This window comes from Clostridium swellfunianum, assembly GCF_023656515.1.
Lineage (GTDB): Bacteria > Bacillota > Clostridia > Clostridiales > Clostridiaceae > Clostridium_AT > Clostridium_AT swellfunianum.
This window is the reverse complement of the sequence record NZ_JAMOFV010000006.1, coordinates 3,228,432-3,246,595: the sequence shown is the minus strand read 5'-3', so window position 1 is coordinate 3,246,595 and position 18,164 is coordinate 3,228,432. Positions and strand designations below refer to the sequence as shown.

Genomic DNA, 18,164 nt, shown 5'->3' with positions numbered 1-18,164 from the left:
TAAACTTATTAGGCTTGATTGTAAAATGGAGGCTCTTAAGCCTCCATTTATTATTTTGCTGCAGGTGGTAAATATAATCCCACTACATATAAAACATTTATTAATATACCAACAACTACAGCACCAACTGGTCCTACAGCCATACTAACTATAGGCTTCTTTGCAGTTTGATTTAACACATAAAGTCCTGCTACTATAAATAATCCAAGTCCTGGAGCCATAGCATTTGCAGCCATCATACCTCCAACTAAAAGAGCTACTTCAAGAAGCTTTGACATAGCTGTTCTTATGTTGTCTCCGCACTTTCTAACTCCTGGGAATTTATCTAGCATTTTAGCAAGAACATCTAAAAGCATTACTTCAGCACTAATTACTACTGCACCAAGTAAGAATGCAAGTATTGGGCTCTTAACAAGAAGTCCTACAACAAATACGAAGGTCATTCCAGCAGGTCCATAAACACCTGTTGCTATAGCTGTTGTAGCTACAAGAGGAATAAAGCCTATACCTCTTGCAAAAGCTGTCATAGCTGCTTCTACATTGCTTCCTTTTGCTAATAGATTTAAAGATATCGGGTCTCCTGCTATAATTCCATAACTTGTTGCTGCTGCAATTAATCCACCTATAGCAGCTAAGTATGGAAGATTTCTCTTGATTTTTTTAACTCTTTCGCTGAATATTGCAGTTAAATCTACTGTAACAGCATTTGGATCAGCTTTTTCAGTCATTGCATATACAAGCATAATAATCATACCAGCTAGTAGTGCCATTCCCTCTGGGTTCAAAGCTACCTTAGCAGTTCCCATTTGGAAGGTTCCATAGTATTGAACAATCTGTCTAACTATAAATGATACAACAAAAGTTATTCCACCCTTTAAAATTCCATACTGGTAAGCTACAACTAATGCTGGGAAAGCTGCGAAAGCTGCAACTATTGGAGTACCAACTTGTCCTAAGTTTCCTAGGAAGTTCACTGGTAATAGTTTAAACGCATCTACTATAAACTGTAGTCCTGCAACTATACCCACTCCATAAACTGCACCAATAACACCTGATACAGCCATTCCTTTTTTTCCGCTTGGTGACCATGTACCAATGATGTCAGTACCAAGAAGTATACTATGAATTAGTATAATACTTGCAGCAATTGAAACTGGAATACCAAAGCCAATAACTAATCCGAAGCCTAGGGCAAAGCTTGTAGCTGCTAAGGCTTTTTTGTCCATTCTACCTTCAAGGTATTCTGGGACAATAGGTCTAAGTCCATCGTTGAAAACTGCAACGCCCTTGTTTGCAAGAATTGATGCTAAAGCACCAATTAATGCTACAATTAAAAATTTCATTATGATTCCCCCTATTGGTTTAATATTTTATTCATGATAACAGATATAACCTGTTCAGCATGCTGTGGTGTGAAGCCAAAGGCCTTCTTGCCAGCTTCAATTTCCTTAATGATATCTGAGTCACTTTTTACGTTTCCTGGCATTGAAACTGTTGCACAAAGATTCATACCTAGTAGTGCTATGGCCATTGCAAGAGCTCCTCCGCCCCCTGTATTGCAAGCACCAAAATAATAATCTGCTTGATTTGTCTTTATTGCCATAGCAGCTTCGATGTCAGACTTGATTGTTATGGTAACTTTATCCCCTCCTATTTTTTTAATAGTATCTGCTACCTTTTGCTTGTCTATTTGTCCACCAACAACTATTCTAAGCATTTTATAAGCCTCCCTTTAATTTATTTATTTTCTTGTAATAACGTGCATAAATGCATCATTATAAAGGTTTCTTCATTTTCTGGTATTTCTATATTAGCAGTCTTTATTATATCCTGAAAAATTAATTTTGATTTACTAAAGTTCTCATCATTTTTTATTTCTTCATAAACTTCTGAATCTATTCCATCTATTGCCTTGTCTTGCTTTATTCTCTCCATTGCAACGCAAAGATGTGTTATAAACATTGCTCCATTTTCTTCTGTCAGCACAAGCTCCCAATTATCCTTAAACATATTTATTACTTGTTTTAAAGCCTCAAAGGTTTCCTCTGATATCTGTCCTGCATCCTTTAATATTTGCAATCTTACATCTAGTTCCATGTTATCCTCCTGAGTTTAGAATGTACATTTTTTTGTACTTTAATTGTAAAAAAATATTATTTTTTATTTTTCAAAGTTTCTAGTAGTTTGGTATCAACTCACCAGCTACTACTTTTCTTTGATATTCTACTACCTTCTTGCAGTTAATAAATTGTTCCAGCAAGTTTTTAATACCATAATTATGTTTGTTAATAACTAGTACCGCTTCTGTATCATCACCTGAAAAATTATTAAATTCAAGCGGATAGTATTTAATGTTATGCTTTCTTTCCACTATTTCATCAATGTTCCAAACGGCAGCATCAATTTCACCTGTGATAAGCTTTTGAACAACTTGATTATATGGCAAATCAATTATCTTCACTTGTCTTCCCCTGCATTGTTCTAAGGTTAAAAGGTAATGATCTATAGAACTTCTATCTACTCCCAATTTCATTCCATCCTCTATAGTCCTGCTGGAAGTATTGCTAAAAACTATAACGTGCTCATTAACATAGCTATATTTCCCAAATTCTAGAGCAATATCTATATCCATACCTTCTTTGATGCTGTGATGTGCAGCGAGCTTTGAAACCACCGCAAAATCATAACGGCCTTTTAACAGAGCACTAATTCTATTTTCTGCTCCTCGCATGTAGGCAAGGCTAAATGGAAAATTTCTGTTGTCAGCTTCTTTATATAGCCCAGTGGCCAAACCTTCATACAGCTTGGAATAAGGAAGAGGCATAGCTCCCATTATAGTACTAAAATTTGTAAACTCCCATAGTATTTCATAGTTAATGCTGCTTATAAAAGTACCTAGATGTCCTCTCGGTTCAACCTGCACAGCTTTACTTTCTTCTAAAAGCTTAAGAGCAGCTTGAACGGTCCCCCTGGCAGTCTCATACTTAGCAGAATACTCAGCTATAGTGCTTATTCTGTCTCCAACTGTCATAGTTATAAGTTCTCTGGCAAGCTTTATTGTAACTAATCCATACTTTTGCATTAGTTTTGATTTTATATCCATGTTCACACCTTAATGTACAATATTTTGTATTCTGATATTATAATATCATTTTTGTAAACGGTAATCAATAGCTAAAATAAATTTATTTTAATATATGTATATGATGTATTAATAAACATGTAGTACAAATAATAAAAAATATCAGCTTAAAACTTCAAGCTAACCTTCTATATTTATGAAAGGAGGATCTATAATGCGCGTTAGGCTCGGCTATGTTGCAATTGCTCTCAATCTTCCAAAGGTTACTTCTTCTAGCTCAGTAACCTATACTAATTATATGAAATTAAGCAGCGATGAACAAAAATTAAACAAGCTAAAACAAGTAACACTCACAAATTTAGATGACTTATATAAAATACTTCAATATAATGTTGAACGTCAGATTCATTTTTACAGAATAACTTCAGCTCTGGTTCCTCTAGCTACTCACCCCAATGTGTCAAGCTGGAACTTCAGAAAAATTTTTAAGGTTGACTTTGAAAGACTTGGAAGATTAATAACGGAAAATAATATGAGAGTCGACACTCATCCTGACGAGTTTAATGTAATAAACAGTATCAGAGAGGAGGTTGTCGTAAATTCAGAGAGAAACTTATGGAATCATGTGCACCTATTTGAGGATTTGAATTACCCTAATGGTAAAATGGTACTTCATATAGGCAGTGCTCAAGGCGGCAAAGAAGAAGCTATAAAGCGTTTTGTGAATAATTTCAAAAGTTTTCCTAAAGAAATAACCTCGAGACTAATGCTTGAAAATGATGATAAAACCTTCACTTCTTCCCAGGTCTTATCAATTTGCAAACAACTTGACACTCCAATAGTTTTTGATGTACACCATCATATGTGCAACAACGCTGGTGAAACTGTAGAAAGTCTAATATCAGATATATTTGCTACTTGGAATAATCAACCGCTTCCTGCCAAATTTCATTTTTCCACTCCTCGGGAAACTGAAAATGACAGGAAACATGCTGATTATATAAATGCAGAGGATTTTATAGATTTTATTGAACTTTGTAAGCCATTAGATAAGGATTTTGATGTTATGCTAGAAGCAAAAAAGAAGGATCAGGCACTATTTCAACTTATAGAGGACATAAAACATATACGACCATCATGGAAATGGATAGATAATACAACAATAGAAGTGTAATTATAGTATTTAAGTTCTAGTTTAGTTCAAAATAATAACGTACATTTGGAGTGTTAGATTTAGATAAATAATTTAATTTTACGAACAGTTTGCAAATGGAAATACTCATAAGAGATTTTCTTTGGTAACTATTAAAAGGAGGAATAACATTATGAGCAAGAAAGCTAATGATCATGATAAGAACAACTTCAACAAAAACTGTAATGTAGAAGATCAAAATGCTAAGAGAATTGATCAACTAGTTAACCTGGTAGAAAAGCACACTAGAACTGAAAGGCATCTTGAACAGCACACGGATATAGCATCTCCAGAGGCAGTAATTCACTCCTTGGAAATTCAAAAGGAAAGAGAAGATGAAATAAATAATCTTAAAAATATAATTTCTAATGGTAAACATGTTAATGTTGATGAAGTAGAAAATCTAATGAGAAACTATGAATATACCTCTAACTATTTAGATAATAATGCTGATCGTATAGACGATAAAACTTTTAAAAATACAGTAGAAAAGCAAGAAAACAGATCTGATCATTTTAATAATTTGTACAAATAGGTTGCTTTATAAAAGTCTTAGAGCTTACGCTCTAAGACTTTTTAAATCTAAAATAATATTCTGGAGTATCTTCAGTAATAGTTTTGAATTCGTAGCCAAGATTCTTATAATAATCAATTATCATAGGAAGCGCCTTAGCGGTTGCCTTATTTGTCTGATCGCAGTGAAGGAGTAAATATACCTTTGAATTAGAGCCGCCAACCACCTTGTGTGCTTCTTTAACAAGTCTCTCTGTAGAAATATTGTAATTCAATCCGTCAGAAAGGCTTGCATTCCAGTCAAAAACTTTGTATCCCCTCTCGTGCAGTTTCTCTAACAAACTAGAATTCAAGTATGGTTTGCTTCCACCAGGAAACCTTATTGGTTTTGGTTCAAAACCAATAACTTTTTTAACAGCTTCGCCTGCGTCTTCCATTTCTTTTACAAAATTATCATGACTTGAGTATATCTCCTTGTACTTATGTGAATATGTATGAAGCCCTAGCGAATGTCCATCTTCATGTATTCTTTTTAGAATATCCTCTCTTCCCTCAATTTTGTTACCGACAACAAAAAAGGTTGCTTTAACCTCTTTTTCTTTTAAGATATCCAGCACTCTGTTAGTTATTATATAACTAGGACCGTCATCAAAGGTTAGATATACCACTTTTTCTTCTTCCTGGTCAGAGTCTGCCCTAGCAACATTCCAAGCTACAAAACAAGCTGAAGCCATAATAAAAGTAAAAATACCAAATACAATAAGCCTAGTATTTCTTTTCATAATTCTCCTCCTTTTATTCGGAACTTCCTAAGCAATAATTTTAGCATTCCCTTAATTTATGGATTTTAAAGCTTTATTTAAATACTAACAGGTATAAGCTAACTGTATTCCAGTGATGTAACTTTTTAACTTGTAATATTATGGAGTCGTTTCAATTCATCAGATTCTGTTTAATCCATGCAACTTTTACTATGAAATTTAATAAAATAATATATAACATATTTTATTTAGTATAACACATATGTAAATTTACGAATATTTTCTGGGGGTGTTGTCATGAACTTAATCCTACTAGGTCCACCTGGAGCTGGAAAAGGAACACAAGCAAAATTTATATGTAAAAAATATGATATACCTCACATTTCCACTGGAGAAATGTTTAGAAAAAATATTGCTGAAAAAACTTACCTTGGAATGCTAGTTAAAGAATATACGGATAAAGGTAACTTGGTTCCAGATCATATCACTATAAAAATAGTTGACGAACGTATAAGAGAAACTGACTGCAAAAAAGGCTTTCTGCTTGATGGCTTTCCAAGAACAATTACACAAGCTGAGGCCCTGGATACCTTACTAAAAAAATACAACTTAGTTATAAACAGAGTATTATTTATTGCTGTGTCAAACGAAGTTGTTATAGAAAGAAATGTGGGAAGACGAGTTTGTTCCTCCTGCGGCGCAAGCTTTCACATTAGATTTAATCCTTCTAGGCTCTTAAATAAATGTGATTACTGCCTTGGGGAATTAACTCAGCGAGAAGATGATACTATTTCGGCTTTAAACAATCGACTAGCTGTCTACAAACTTCAAACAAAACCACTTATTGCTTATTATAGGAGTAATAAGCTTCTTTCAAAGATTGATGGAGCCTGTTCAGCAGAAATAGTATTTCAAAATATAGAAACCGCTTTAGGTCATTACTAACATACAGCAGGGGCAGCCCCTGCTGCTTTAACTTTTTGTGATTAGTACATAATAAATCTATTTTAGAGAAAAATAAGCCTGTATGATTAAGAACAAGATACGGAGGTTATACATTATGAAAAGCTTACAAGGAACAAAAACAGCTGAAAATCTGGCTAAGGCCTTTGCTGGAGAATCTCAGGCAAGAAATCGATACACTTTTTACGCAAAAGTTGCAGAGCAGGAAGGACACATGTATATTTCAAACATTTTCTATGAAACTGCAAATGAGGAAAGAGCTCATGCCAAGGTATTTTTTGATTATTTAATCCAAGGCCTTGGAAAAAGCTTCATAAAGGTAGATGCTGATTACCCCATAGGTTATGGAAACACTGAACAAAATCTTCAATACGCTGCAGAAGGTGAAAAGGAAGAATGGGGAAAGCTATATCCAGAGTTTGCAGAAGTAGCTAAGCAGGAGGGTTTCCCAGAGATTGAGTTCTCATTAAAAAAGATTATTCAAGTTGAAACTACACATGAAAAGAGATATCTTGATTTAATGGATGCTCTTAAGAATGGCACACTGTACAAGAAGGATACCAATCAATATTGGAAATGCATAAACTGCGGCTTTATTTATGAAGGCCTTGAGGCCCCTAAAGCATGCCCAGCATGCAAATATGCTCAAGGTTGGTTTCAAATAGCTTATAATTTTAAACCAGAGGCTTAACAAATTAAATTTAATAAGCTAGTACACATAAGCATAACAACTCACAGCTGAATATAATATAATAGAAAATGTTATGAGGTGTTGTTGCTTATGGAACTTCTTTGGATTTTTGTTTTAATGACAGCTATTATAACCCTAACTTTTACAATCTACTCAGCTCAAAAATATAGGCTTGAAAGCACTTGGTCGGGTCTAGTCCAAGGAAAAAAAGCTAAAGATTACTATTACAAAGGTCAGCATAAAAAATGTTTTATACTTCAAATACTTAAAGATACCGGAAACAGGCTTACACTTGAAGTGGATGAAACCACTTATAAAACAGTTGAAGTTGGCGACCGAATGATTAAGGAAAAAGGTCACATTCACCCTAGAAAAACTATTTAGCAATGAAAAAGGACTGCGTTATGCAGTCCTTTTTAGTTTACATGCTTGCGTATAAATCAACAAGCTTTAAAATTACTTCAACAGCCTTTTCCATTGAAGAAACTGGTACATATTCATATTTTCCGTGGAAGTTTAAGCCTCCAGCAAATATATTCGGTGTTGGAAGTCCCATAAAGGAAAGTCTTGCTCCGTCAGTTCCACCTCTTATTGGTCTAACTAAAGGCTTAACTCCTGCAAGCTCCATTGCCTTTACTGCATTGTCTACAACATGCATAACTGGCTCAATCATTTCTCTCATGTTCTTGTACTGATCTTTAATTTCTATTGAAACTCTACCAGGATACTTCTTGTTAAGTTCTTCAGCAAGTTCTTGCATATGCTGCTTTCTCTTTTCAAAGCTATCCTTGTCAAAATCTCTTATAATATAGCTTAAAACTGTTTTCTCAACATCACCGCTTATGGAGTTTAAGTGGTAAAAACCTTCATAGCCTTCTGTTGTTTGTGGTGTTTCATTTTCTGGAAGAGAAGCTATGTATTCATTTGCTATAAGCACAGAATTAATCATCTTATTCTTTGCATAGCCTGGGTGAACATTTCTTCCATGTACAGTAACCTTTGCACCTGCTGCGTTAAAGTTTTCGTATTCTAGTTCTCCGACTGCTCCACCATCCATTGTATAAGCAAGGTCAGCTCCAAACTTTTCAACATCAAAATGATTTGGTCCTCTTCCTATTTCCTCATCTGGGGTAAAGCCTATTTTTATTGTTCCATGAGGAACTTCTGGATGCTTTATTAAATACTCAACTGCAGTGATTATTTCTGCTATACCAGCTTTATCATCAGCACCTAAAAGTGTAGTTCCGTCTGTAGTTATCAGCGTTTCTCCTATGTATTCCTTAAGCTCTGTCATTTCAGATGGTGAAAGTGTAACTTCATCATTAAGCTTTATGTCTCCGCCATCATAATTTTCCACGAACTTAGGCTTAATATTGCTACCAGACATATCTGGACTTGTATCCATATGTGCTATAAAGCCTATTGTTGGAACCTTTTTTTCTATATTTGATGGAAGTGTAGCCATGACATATCCATTCTTATCAACTGAAACATCAGAAAGTCCTAGCTCTTCCAGTTCTTTTCCCAGTTCCTTTGCCAGTATAAGCTGACCAGGTGTGCTTGGTACTGTTTCTGAAGCATCGTCAGCCTTTGTATCAAATTTAACATACTTAATAAATCTTTCAACTACATTGCTCATCATTAATTCCTCCTATGCTATTGTTCTAATGTCGGTTTATATATTCTTCTATTTTCAAGGGAATACACCTTCTCAGAAAAGCTGCCCTTTTCCGTTTCATCTGCAACCCTTTTCATATCATACATCCTAGCGTCTATTATGTCAAGGTGATGCAGTAGTTCGGCCTCTGCAAACATTGGTTTTACCGGACTTCCATACTCAGGTTCATAGTGGTGAGAAAGTATCATATGCTGAAGCAGCATAACTATTTCTTTGTCAGCTCCAACCTTCTCAGCTACCAATTCCAACCTCTTTATTCCCTGGGTAATATGTCCTAAGAGCTGCCCTTCTATAGTATATTCACTTACGATGCCTAGTTCGCTGGCATCCATTTCCTCAAGCTTTGACATATCATGAAGCATTATTCCAGCATAAAGCAAGTCTTTATTTATAAAAGTATAAAGTTCACTTAGTTTTTCTCCTGCTCTAAGCATAGATAAGATATGATATAAAAGCCCTGATTTAACAGCATGATGATTCTTCTTTGCAGCCGGATAGTGCATAAGCTTATCATGGTTTTCCTTAAATAAAATACTAGCAATATTTTTAATATCTTTATTCTTCATATTATCTATGTACTTAAATATTTCAGCATACATAAAATCAGGCTCTAAGGGTGCTACCTGAACAAAATCATCTATATTAACATCATCTGAAGGAACAGTTTCCCTTAGCTTTTCAATTTTAAGCTGAAGGCTGTTCATCCAGGTGCTTACTGAACCTCGAACCTTTATAAGCATGTTATCTTCGTATCTGCTCTCGTCTCCCTCTGCAAGCTCCCATAGCTTTGCATTTATTTCTCCAGTATTATCGCCAAGGGTAAAATCTAAATATTTTTTACTGTTTGAGGAAGTCTTAAGGTCCACAGACTTTATTAAAAAAAAGCCGTCTATCCTTTCGCCTGACTGAAATTCATTAATTTTCTTAAACTCCATGAATATCTCCTTTCTTTTATTTATTTTAATAACTTAATTATAATAAAAATTAAAGTAAAAAACAAATTTGACGTAAAGCCTAAAGTTAAACTCCACGTCAAAGCTGTTTTAGTATTTTATTGTTCGTCCATTGCCAAACAGATATAAATACTTTTCCTTAACTTCCTCACCAGTAATCCTTCTCAGTGCTTCAGCATAATAATAAATCTGCTTCTCATACCTCTGTTTTATTTCTTCCATATTTTCTTCCGTAGCATAATCTGTCTTGTAGTCTAAAAGCACTATTCCGTCTTTTTCTCTAAAATAGCAGTCAATTACGCCTTGAAGGAGTGTTATTTCTTTTTCATAAAGATCCTTTGGTAAATCCTCGTGAACATCGGTGCTCTTAAGCTTCATGTAAAATGGTATTTCTCTTCTTAAATCTCTATCAAAATCCTTAACACTTAGCATTCTGCTGCCAAGTGGAGAGTTGAAAAATCCTACAATACTCTTTATATTAACAGACATAGCCTGTTCTTCAGTAAGCTGTTCCTTTTTAACCATATTTCTTACTTGATCAGCTATGGCATTATAGTCAGAAACCATTCTTAAATCCAAGTGCTGCATAACAAAGTGAACAATGGTTCCTCGCTCTGCTCCTGACAAGCCTTTCTTCTCTTCTAGGAATTTAGGTTTTTTTAAAAGCTTTGGAGTGAACATGTTTGACGCCTGTGAATCATCCATTCCTCCTGCATTTGCAAGTCTCTTTAGTTCTGTAACAGAAAACTTGGCAGGTATTCTTGACGCTTCCATATACTTGTACTTCCAACTTAACCTTCTATGAATTTCTTCCTTGTATTCACTTGTTGGCTTATCATCAATTAGTTCTTCAAGATTCTCGCAAGTTACCCTTTCTGCTTCTGCATTTTCAACAGAATGTTCATCTTTCTGCTCAATAATATCAAACTTATTCCATGCTTTTACTACCCAGTGGGATTTATCATCCGTCAAAATTCCTTTTTCAAACTCTTGAGCACCTGCTAAATCTCTTATTAACTTACCATCTACATGCTTGGCAACCGCTGGTCCTATCCAGTCAAGATAAGAGTTACCTTTTAGCATGCTGTACTCAGGCACCTTGTCACTGTCCTTCTCAGTTCTATCCCACCAGGATGCACAAGTTTTTTCAAGCTTCTTTACAGAACCTGTTATAATAAGCTTTTCCTTTGCTCTTGTAAAGGCTACATAAAGAATTCTCATTTCTTCTGACATAGTTTCAAGATTTATCTTCCCCTTTAAGGCAAGCTTAACAATGGTTGGATAGGTGATTCTTCTTTCAGGGTCTACAAAGTCAGGGCCAATACCAAGCTCCTGATGGAATAAAATATTTCTCTTAAGATCCATTCGATTAAAGTTCTTTCCACTGCCTGCCAGTATAACAACAGGAAATTCAAGCCCCTTACTCTTATGAATACTCATTATCCTAACTACATTTTCATTTTCTCCAAGAATCTTTGCACTTCCCATATCCCCACTGCTAGTTCTAAGTCTGTTTATGAAATTAACGAAATTGAATAAACCTCTATAGCTGGTCTGCTCAAACTGCCTTGCTCTTTCAAAAAGTATTCTAAGGTTTGCCTGTCTTTGAACCCCTCCAGGCATAGCCCCTGTATATCCATAGTAGCCAGTTTCAGTATAAAGATACCATATAAGCTCATCTATAGGCATATGGAGTGCTTTGTTCCTCCATTTCTCCAGAACTCTTATAAAATCCTCAACCTTTTTCTTTAATACTTCATCCTTACTTTCTGTATTTTCAGCATACATTTTTATAGCCTGATAAAAGGGCAGCTTCTTATCCATAAGTCTTATATCAATAAGTTCTTCTGGAGTGAAAGCAAATACCGGAGAGCGAAGCACTGCAATTAAAGGAATATCCTGCAGAGGATTATCTATTATTTGAAGCAGAGACATCATAGTTCTTATTTCTATAGTATCAAAATAACCGCTGCCAGTATCCGCATAAACTGGTATACCTTGAATACCCAACTCCTCTACAAATACTGGGGCATAGTCCTTTGTTGCACGAAGAAGTATTACAATATCTTTAAATTGAACCGGCCTATAGCTGTCTATTGTCTTATCAAAAACCTTAAAGCTCTTTCCTTCTGCTTCCACCATTAATTCTTTTATTCTTCTTGCCACAACTCTTGCTTCAAGCTGAATATTATCTAAATCCTCTTCCTCAATATCCTCTTCAGTTCCTGCCTTATCTCCTGACTCCTCGTTATCTTCAAAAGCCTCCATTTCGGTGCTTTCTACCTTTTCGATAAGGTGAAGCTCTACAGGTCCCCCGACAATTGCCTCACTATCCTCTAAGGACTTATAGTCGGCACCTAAATTTAAAGCCTCCTCATCAGTATATTCAAGTTCACCAACAGTTTTAGACATAACTGTTTTAAATATATAGTTTACACCGTCAATTACTTCTTCACGGCTTCTAAAGTTTTTATAAAGAGTTATAACTCTATTTTCTGACACTTCTTCTCTTGAATAGTTCTCATACTTTTCAAGAAATAGCCCAGGATCTGCTTGCCTAAACCTATAAATACTTTGCTTGATATCACCTACCATAAAAACATTATGGTTGTCAGCTAGCTTTCTAGACACCATGTTTATAATAACTTCTTGAACATTATTGCTGTCTTGATACTCATCCACAAGTACTTCATCAAAGTATTTTCTAAATTGCAGCGCTACCTCGGATGGAACTATTTCTCCGTTTTCATCCACAGAGGTTAAAATGTTTAAAGTTAAGTGCTCCAAATCGCTGAAGTCCAGCAATCCTCTTTCTCTCTTCTTTTTCTTGTACTCTTCATCAAATCTAAGCACTAGCTCTGCCAAACATTTCATAAGAGGATATATTTGACTAAGCTTAGGACCTATCTCTTCTGGCTTAAATTTAAAGGTGTCCTTCTTAATATTGTTTACAGCAGGCTTTATTTTCATAGTTCTAAATTCCTTAAACTTCTCTGAAAGCTCCTTGTCATATTCAGCTTTTCTAGGAAGTGTTTTTTGCTTGATAAAGTCACTATCCATAAAAGCATTATAAATTTTTTCCCAGCTTCCATCACATTGGCTGTATAAATAGTTTACATAATCAAGATCAGCTTGAAGGGTTTCACCATACGGTTCCAAGCCTTTTGAGTCCTTAATCATATCCATGCCTTTGTATATCAAGCCCCTAGCACCCAAAAGATCTACTTTAATACTTTCTATTATTATTTTTCCCCACTTGGATTTTCCAAAATCAAAGTCTTCTGCAGCATTAAAATCTTCTGAAGCTTCTATAAGCCATCTCTTCGGCCAAGGTCCGCTTATTACAAATTCATATAGGTTTAAAACAAGCTCCTGAAGCTTTAAATCATCTCTTCCTCCCCCATAACTTTCAACAAGCCTTAAGAAGTCTGAATCCGAATTATTTTCATTTTCTGCGTAGCACTCTTCAAAAAGCTCCTGAAGAGTTTCATTTTTAAGCAATGTTTCTTCAGTACTATCAGCTATTCTAAAGTTTGGGTCCAAATCTATTCTGTGAAAGTTGTTTTTTATAACATTAAGACAAAAGGAATGCATAGTAGTTATACTTGCCTTGTTTAAAAGAGTAAGCTGTCTTTGCAGAGTTTTAGAGTTTGGATTTTTATCAAGTGCCTTAGCAATTGCATCTCCAATTCTCTCTCTCATTTCCGCAGCTGCTGCATTTGTAAAGGTAACTACCAAAAGCTTATCAATGTCCACAGGGCTTTCTTCATTTGTAATTATCCGAATAATTCTCTCAACAAGTACTGCAGTCTTACCTGAACCTGCTGCTGCTGCAACTAAAAGATTGCAGTGCCTTGTTATAATTGCCTGCTGCTGCTCCTTAGTCCACCTTGCTTCTGCCATTAGCTTCTACCTCCTTTCTCATCAAGTCCCATACCTCATCATTTTTCTTATCATTTAAATATTTATATTTGTTATCAGCAATACTTGTGTCAAACTGGCAGATTGCTGCGAAATTACAGTAAGAGCAAGGTGTGTTACTTTTCTTCTTATAGGGTTTAATGCTGATATTTCCCTTAAGCATATCCTCGCAAAGATCTACTACTATTTTTCTTACATACTTTCTTAATAGCTCAAACTGCTCAAGAGTTGCCCCTGAGGTTTTTTCTCCAATTTCAGTACCTTTTACAATCTGAGCAGGAATTACAGCAGAATAGCCGTTTTCAAGCTCATTATCCATCTCTTTAATTATTTTTATATCCTTTAGAAGAAGTCCTCTCATTTTAAGGTCTCTAAGAATCTTATCTTCTATATCCTTTTGAGTAAGCTCTCCTTGGCTGGATACCATAGGATCATCCACTCTAAAGTAAAGAACTGCTCCTGGAAAGGCACCTTTTTCTATATATTTTTCCTTATTAGACAATATAGCATCAAGATAAACCAAAAGCTGAAGCTGAAGTCCGTAGTAAACATCCGAAAGCTTAAAGCCCTTGTTTCCCGATTTATAATCAACAATTCTTATATAAGTACCATCTTCCAGCTCCAATTCATCTACCCTGTCAATTCTTCCTATAAGATCTATCTTGTCTCCTGAAGGCAGCTGAATAGTTATAGGAGGATATTCTCCTTTTTTGCCAAACTCTGCTTCATGGGCTACATTTGAAACACTGCTTCTAGATATTTGCTTTGCAATGATGTCAACTGATCTTGTAAGTATTCTCTTAAGCCTGTCACCCATATATTTGTATCTAGGAGAACTATTTAAGATAAATCCTGTTCTCTGTTTTATTTTTTCATCTACTATCATGGATATAGATTCTTTTGCATAACTTTCCTCCAAGTCCTTCCAGCTTCCTTTTTCCTTTTCAAGGTTATCCGAAAACTGGTCTAAAACCTCGTGAATGAAAGTTCCTAGGTCAGGCATACTGAATTCATATACCTTTCTGTCTGCAGCCTTAAGTCCATACTGAACATAGTAGGAAAATGGGCATGAGGCATATCTTTCAAGTCTCGAAACGCTGAATTGCAGAGGTGCACCATAAAGCTCCTTTATTTTTGCAGAACTTACCGCACTTACTTGATTGCTATAGGATAAACCTGCGAAAGCTCTTCTGCAGCGTTCCTTCCAGTCTTCTTTATTCATATACCATCTATAAGCATCCCACCAGACCGCATTTGCACTCTTTCCTTCTGCTTCTGCTCTTAGTGCTGCTATGAGTTCATTAAAGGAAGAGGTTTCTCCAACAATCTGTTGCAAATTTACCTCATCACTGTCATCTTTAATAATATCGCTGCCTTCAACAAGCTCAGGAAAAATCTTCTTTATTCTTGAAATAATTATTGATGGCCTCATACTCTTGCCTTCAAAGTTGGCAATTGGGTAGCTTAGCCTTAAATACTTTCCTGCAAAGCTTAAGCTTCTATATACTAAAAATTGTTCCTCAAAAGCTTGAGACTTAGTATCTGCTGCAATTTCAAGTCCAAGAGTCTTTAAGCTTTCTCTATCACTATCGCTTAAAATACCTTCATCATCAGAGGTTTTAGGAAATATTCCATCGTTCACTCCAATAATAAACAGTGCAGAAATCTCGTGGCTCTTAACACGCTCAATATCGCCCACAAGCACCTGATCTAAAGCTGGTGGAATAACACCAATATCGTATTCATTTATTCCTGTGGTAAGGATTTTTACAAATTCCTCAAGCTTAACCTGCTCTTCACCAAGAATTTCAACTAATTGGTCTAGAAGTTCAAGCACTACGTTCCAAACTTGACTGTATTCGTTAGCCATGTCAAGCTGTTTTTGCACTTTAAAATCCTCAACCCACTGTTCAACTTTTGCTCCAGCCCCAATCTCCTCTAAGAATTCATATATGGCTGTGCATATCTCTTTAACTGTCTTTTTGCCCTTTAACTTATCTTGAAGGGTAAATAGGGGCTGTGTTATTCTACCCTTTATATCATTTATCTTACTTAGTTTTTCTTCTTCCTTTTCCTCGGATTCGAAATTATAATCTATGCCATAGTTCCACTGCTCTTCAGTCCACTTTTTACCACGTATTCCGTTTGCAAGCACATAGTTTTCAATAACGTCCACTTCTTCTCTTTCAAGATTAACAAGACCAGTCTTTAAATATCTAAATACCGCTTCGTAGGACCAGTTCTTTGTAAAAATCTCAATAACTGAATTTAAAAGAATAATAAGCGGATTGCTGTTTATATCTCTTCTTCTATCTATAAAGTAAGGGATATCATACTCAGAAAAGATAGCCTGAACAAGCTTCTCGTAACTTTGCAAGTCCCTAGTAACAACTGCAATATTGTTAAATCTAAAGCCTTTATCCCTGCAAAGTGCTATTATATCCCTTGCAGCACTTTGAATTTCACTGTACATGTTAAGCCCTTTAAAGACATGTATATCCTTTGTTTCTCCCTTAAAAATTTCATATGGAAAATGATAATAATATTTTTCAAGGTGGCTTAACTCACTGCTTTCATTAAATCTATATAATCCTTCGTTTCCTAAGCATACAGGCTTTTCATACTTTATGTTATTGTTTTCCAGCAGCTCCAAAAGCCTTCTCTCAGTATTCTTAATTGGAGCAAAAACATCCGTATTATCCGCCGCTCCTCCATTTGTTAGGCAGTCTGTGGTTAAGGTAATATTAACTCTTTCAGCTTTCTTAAGCAGCTTTTCAATAACCTTGTATTGTATAGGTGTAAAGGTAGAAAACTCGTCAATCCAAATTTCAGCGCCATCAAACAAGCTGCACTTGTCAAGCTTCTCTGCAAGCATAGATAGCTGGTCTTCAGCATCTATATACTTTTCGTGCAGATGGGCTTCAAACTTTTCAAATATCAGATTTATATCTTTAAGCTTACCTTTAAGCATTTCATTTTCATTAAGCCTTTCTGCAGTTTCACTAAGCAAAGCAGGATTTACATTATATCTTTTAAGCTCAGTAATAACCTCAGACATTATATTAATAAAGCCTGCCTGCTTCCCTGCTCTTGCAAACACCTTTAAATCATTTTTAACTTCCTCAATTATTCTATATATGAGCATATTTCTTCCTGCAGAATTCATATGAAGTCTCGTAATCCCGCCAACCTCATTTGCAACCACATACGCCATTCTTGTAAAACTCAAAACCTCTGCTCTATGTATACCTTTTTCTCCAACAACCTCAACAAGATTTCTGTTAGCCTGAAAGTCAAACTGCTCCGGCACAAGATAAACAAGCTTTTTATCCGGATCTCCATTTTCAAACTCCTGCTTTATATTTTCTAAGCAATAAGTGCTCTTTCCGCTTCCAGAGCGGCCAAAAATAAATTTTAGGCTCATAGCTTTCACCACCTTTTTGTATTTCGCTTATAAAAATTACCTTCTCTGATTTTACTATCAAAGAAGGTAATTTGAATTTAAATAGACTATTTATATTATAATTATAACACATTATTGATTTTATAAAACAGAGGTTAAAATTTAAGATACGGCTGTAAAATATGTTGTTTTTATTCAATTTCAACAGCCGCATATGCCATTCATATGTTTAACCATATAGCCAGTCAACCATTTAACCATATAACCATTTATAGTTATATCAGTCCTCTTGCGAGTAAAAGCTTGTGCAAGTCTGCGATATTAAAAATAACTTTTGTATCTTAATTAATTTTAAATAATTCTACTACGCCCAAGCCTATGAAAACACTGGATTTCTCAACATCAAACCTTGCCCAAAATGTGTCCACAATCTGACCTAGGAAAAAAATCATCCATCAACTTCACCAAGTGATGGATGCTTTCCTTTATTTAGTTTTCAGCTGGCTCTCAATGCAGAATTTAGATTATGCGGCTTAATTTTTTCATGAAAGTGTTACCGTTTATTACTTGTCTGTTATGAAATTATTTTCGAAGCTAGATTTACAAACTTTTGCATTGAAAATGTTGACCCATTACAGCATTAGAAATCTTCGAAAGCTGACCACTCAACATCTTCCTCATTTAACTCTCTCTTGTATAATTGCTCGTAATCATTTATTAATTCCATGAAATATTTTAAGGTGTCTTCTAATGCTTCATCTGGTGAGTTCCCAAAACCAGCAGTTCCATCTAATGAACCATCCTCATGATTTTTAATTTGCAATTAGGAACTCCAATATACCCACCTTTCGATTTCTCCCAAATTCTTACTTTGAATTTTTCATATGGCACTTTATTTAATGCCCAAATTTGAAATTCACCAACAAGCCTATTTATTTCTGTAACACCTTGAATCTTAATTTCTTTCCAAGTACTCAAAAGTATTCCTCCTTGTCGGTTGCATCGGA

General features: G+C 35.2%; 16 protein-coding genes. 5 read left to right on the top strand and 11 right to left on the bottom strand.

What is annotated here, in order from left to right:
* Positions 1–50 precede the first annotated feature (50 nt).
* The 4 genes from NBE98_RS15295 to yhfZ all read right to left on the bottom strand — a co-directional run bounded on the left by NBE98_RS15295 (position 51) and on the right by yhfZ (position 3,103).
* Complete coding sequence (locus NBE98_RS15295; protein ID WP_250815880.1) at positions 51–1,343, bottom strand: YhfT family protein; 1,293 nt, start codon at positions 1,341–1,343, stop codon at positions 51–53.
* A gap of 11 nt (positions 1,344–1,354) precedes the next feature.
* A complete protein-coding gene (locus NBE98_RS15290) occupies positions 1,355–1,717 on the bottom strand; it encodes a DUF2620 domain-containing protein (RefSeq protein WP_250815879.1) in 363 nt (120 codons plus the stop codon).
* A gap of 20 nt (positions 1,718–1,737) precedes the next feature.
* Positions 1,738–2,097 carry a PRD domain-containing protein gene (locus NBE98_RS15285; protein WP_250815878.1) on the bottom strand — a complete coding sequence of 120 codons (360 nt, stop codon included), beginning with the start codon at positions 2,095–2,097 and terminating at the stop codon, positions 1,738–1,740.
* Between the two features lie 79 nt (positions 2,098–2,176).
* The gene (yhfZ, locus tag NBE98_RS15280) at positions 2,177–3,103 is read right to left on the bottom strand and encodes a GntR family transcriptional regulator YhfZ (protein ID WP_250815877.1); all 927 of its coding nucleotides are present in this window, start codon (positions 3,101–3,103) and stop codon (positions 2,177–2,179) included.
* Between the two features lie 193 nt (positions 3,104–3,296).
* Between yhfZ and uvsE the strand changes: the two genes are divergently transcribed.
* Positions 3,297–4,256: a UV DNA damage repair endonuclease UvsE gene (uvsE, locus tag NBE98_RS15275; protein ID WP_250815876.1), complete on the top strand. Its 960-nt coding sequence runs from the start codon at positions 3,297–3,299 to the stop codon at positions 4,254–4,256.
* Between the two features lie 151 nt (positions 4,257–4,407).
* A complete protein-coding gene (locus NBE98_RS15270; RefSeq protein ID WP_250815875.1) occupies positions 4,408–4,809 on the top strand; it encodes a hypothetical protein in 402 nt (133 codons plus the stop codon).
* 31 nt (positions 4,810–4,840) lie between these two features.
* On the opposite strand, the gene NBE98_RS15265 is transcribed toward NBE98_RS15270, so the two are convergent.
* On the bottom strand, positions 4,841–5,569 hold the full coding sequence (locus NBE98_RS15265) for a polysaccharide deacetylase family protein (protein ID WP_250815874.1): 729 nt from the start codon (positions 5,567–5,569) through the stop codon (positions 4,841–4,843).
* Between the two features lie 276 nt (positions 5,570–5,845).
* Between NBE98_RS15265 and NBE98_RS15260 the strand changes: the two genes are divergently transcribed.
* From NBE98_RS15260 to NBE98_RS15250, 3 genes are all read left to right on the top strand, one after another.
* On the top strand, positions 5,846–6,493 hold the full coding sequence (locus NBE98_RS15260; protein WP_250815873.1) for an adenylate kinase: 648 nt from the start codon (positions 5,846–5,848) through the stop codon (positions 6,491–6,493).
* Positions 6,494–6,608: 115 nt separating this feature from the next.
* Positions 6,609–7,202, top strand: a complete 594-nt coding sequence (rbr, locus tag NBE98_RS15255; RefSeq protein ID WP_250815872.1) for a rubrerythrin — start codon at positions 6,609–6,611, stop codon at positions 7,200–7,202.
* 90 nt (positions 7,203–7,292) lie between these two features.
* Positions 7,293–7,586 (top strand): DUF7489 domain-containing protein, encoded by a 294-nt coding sequence (locus NBE98_RS15250; RefSeq protein WP_250815871.1) that lies wholly within the window; start codon positions 7,293–7,295, stop codon positions 7,584–7,586.
* Between the two features lie 37 nt (positions 7,587–7,623).
* Here NBE98_RS15250 and pepT read toward each other — a convergent pair whose 3' ends face one another.
* From pepT to NBE98_RS15220, 6 genes are all read right to left on the bottom strand, one after another.
* A complete protein-coding gene (gene pepT, locus NBE98_RS15245; protein WP_250817595.1) occupies positions 7,624–8,841 on the bottom strand; it encodes a peptidase T in 1,218 nt (405 codons plus the stop codon).
* Between the two features lie 17 nt (positions 8,842–8,858).
* Positions 8,859–9,815, bottom strand: a complete 957-nt coding sequence (locus tag NBE98_RS15240; protein WP_250815870.1) for a 3'-5' exoribonuclease YhaM family protein — start codon at positions 9,813–9,815, stop codon at positions 8,859–8,861.
* A 108-nt stretch (positions 9,816–9,923) separates the two neighbouring features.
* The gene (addA, locus tag NBE98_RS15235; protein ID WP_250815869.1) at positions 9,924–13,736 is read right to left on the bottom strand and encodes a helicase-exonuclease AddAB subunit AddA; all 3,813 of its coding nucleotides are present in this window, start codon (positions 13,734–13,736) and stop codon (positions 9,924–9,926) included.
* Positions 13,714–17,178, bottom strand: a complete 3,465-nt coding sequence (addB, locus tag NBE98_RS15230) for a helicase-exonuclease AddAB subunit AddB (RefSeq protein ID WP_250815868.1) — start codon at positions 17,176–17,178, stop codon at positions 13,714–13,716. The genes addA and addB overlap by 23 nt, the downstream gene beginning before the upstream one ends.
* A gap of 619 nt (positions 17,179–17,797) precedes the next feature.
* Positions 17,798–17,980: a hypothetical protein gene (locus NBE98_RS15225; RefSeq protein ID WP_250815867.1), complete on the bottom strand. Its 183-nt coding sequence runs from the start codon at positions 17,978–17,980 to the stop codon at positions 17,798–17,800.
* Positions 17,947–18,135, bottom strand: a complete 189-nt coding sequence (locus NBE98_RS15220) for a hypothetical protein (RefSeq protein WP_250815866.1) — start codon at positions 18,133–18,135, stop codon at positions 17,947–17,949. The genes NBE98_RS15225 and NBE98_RS15220 overlap by 34 nt, the downstream gene beginning before the upstream one ends.
* Positions 18,136–18,164: the final 29 nt, after the last annotated feature.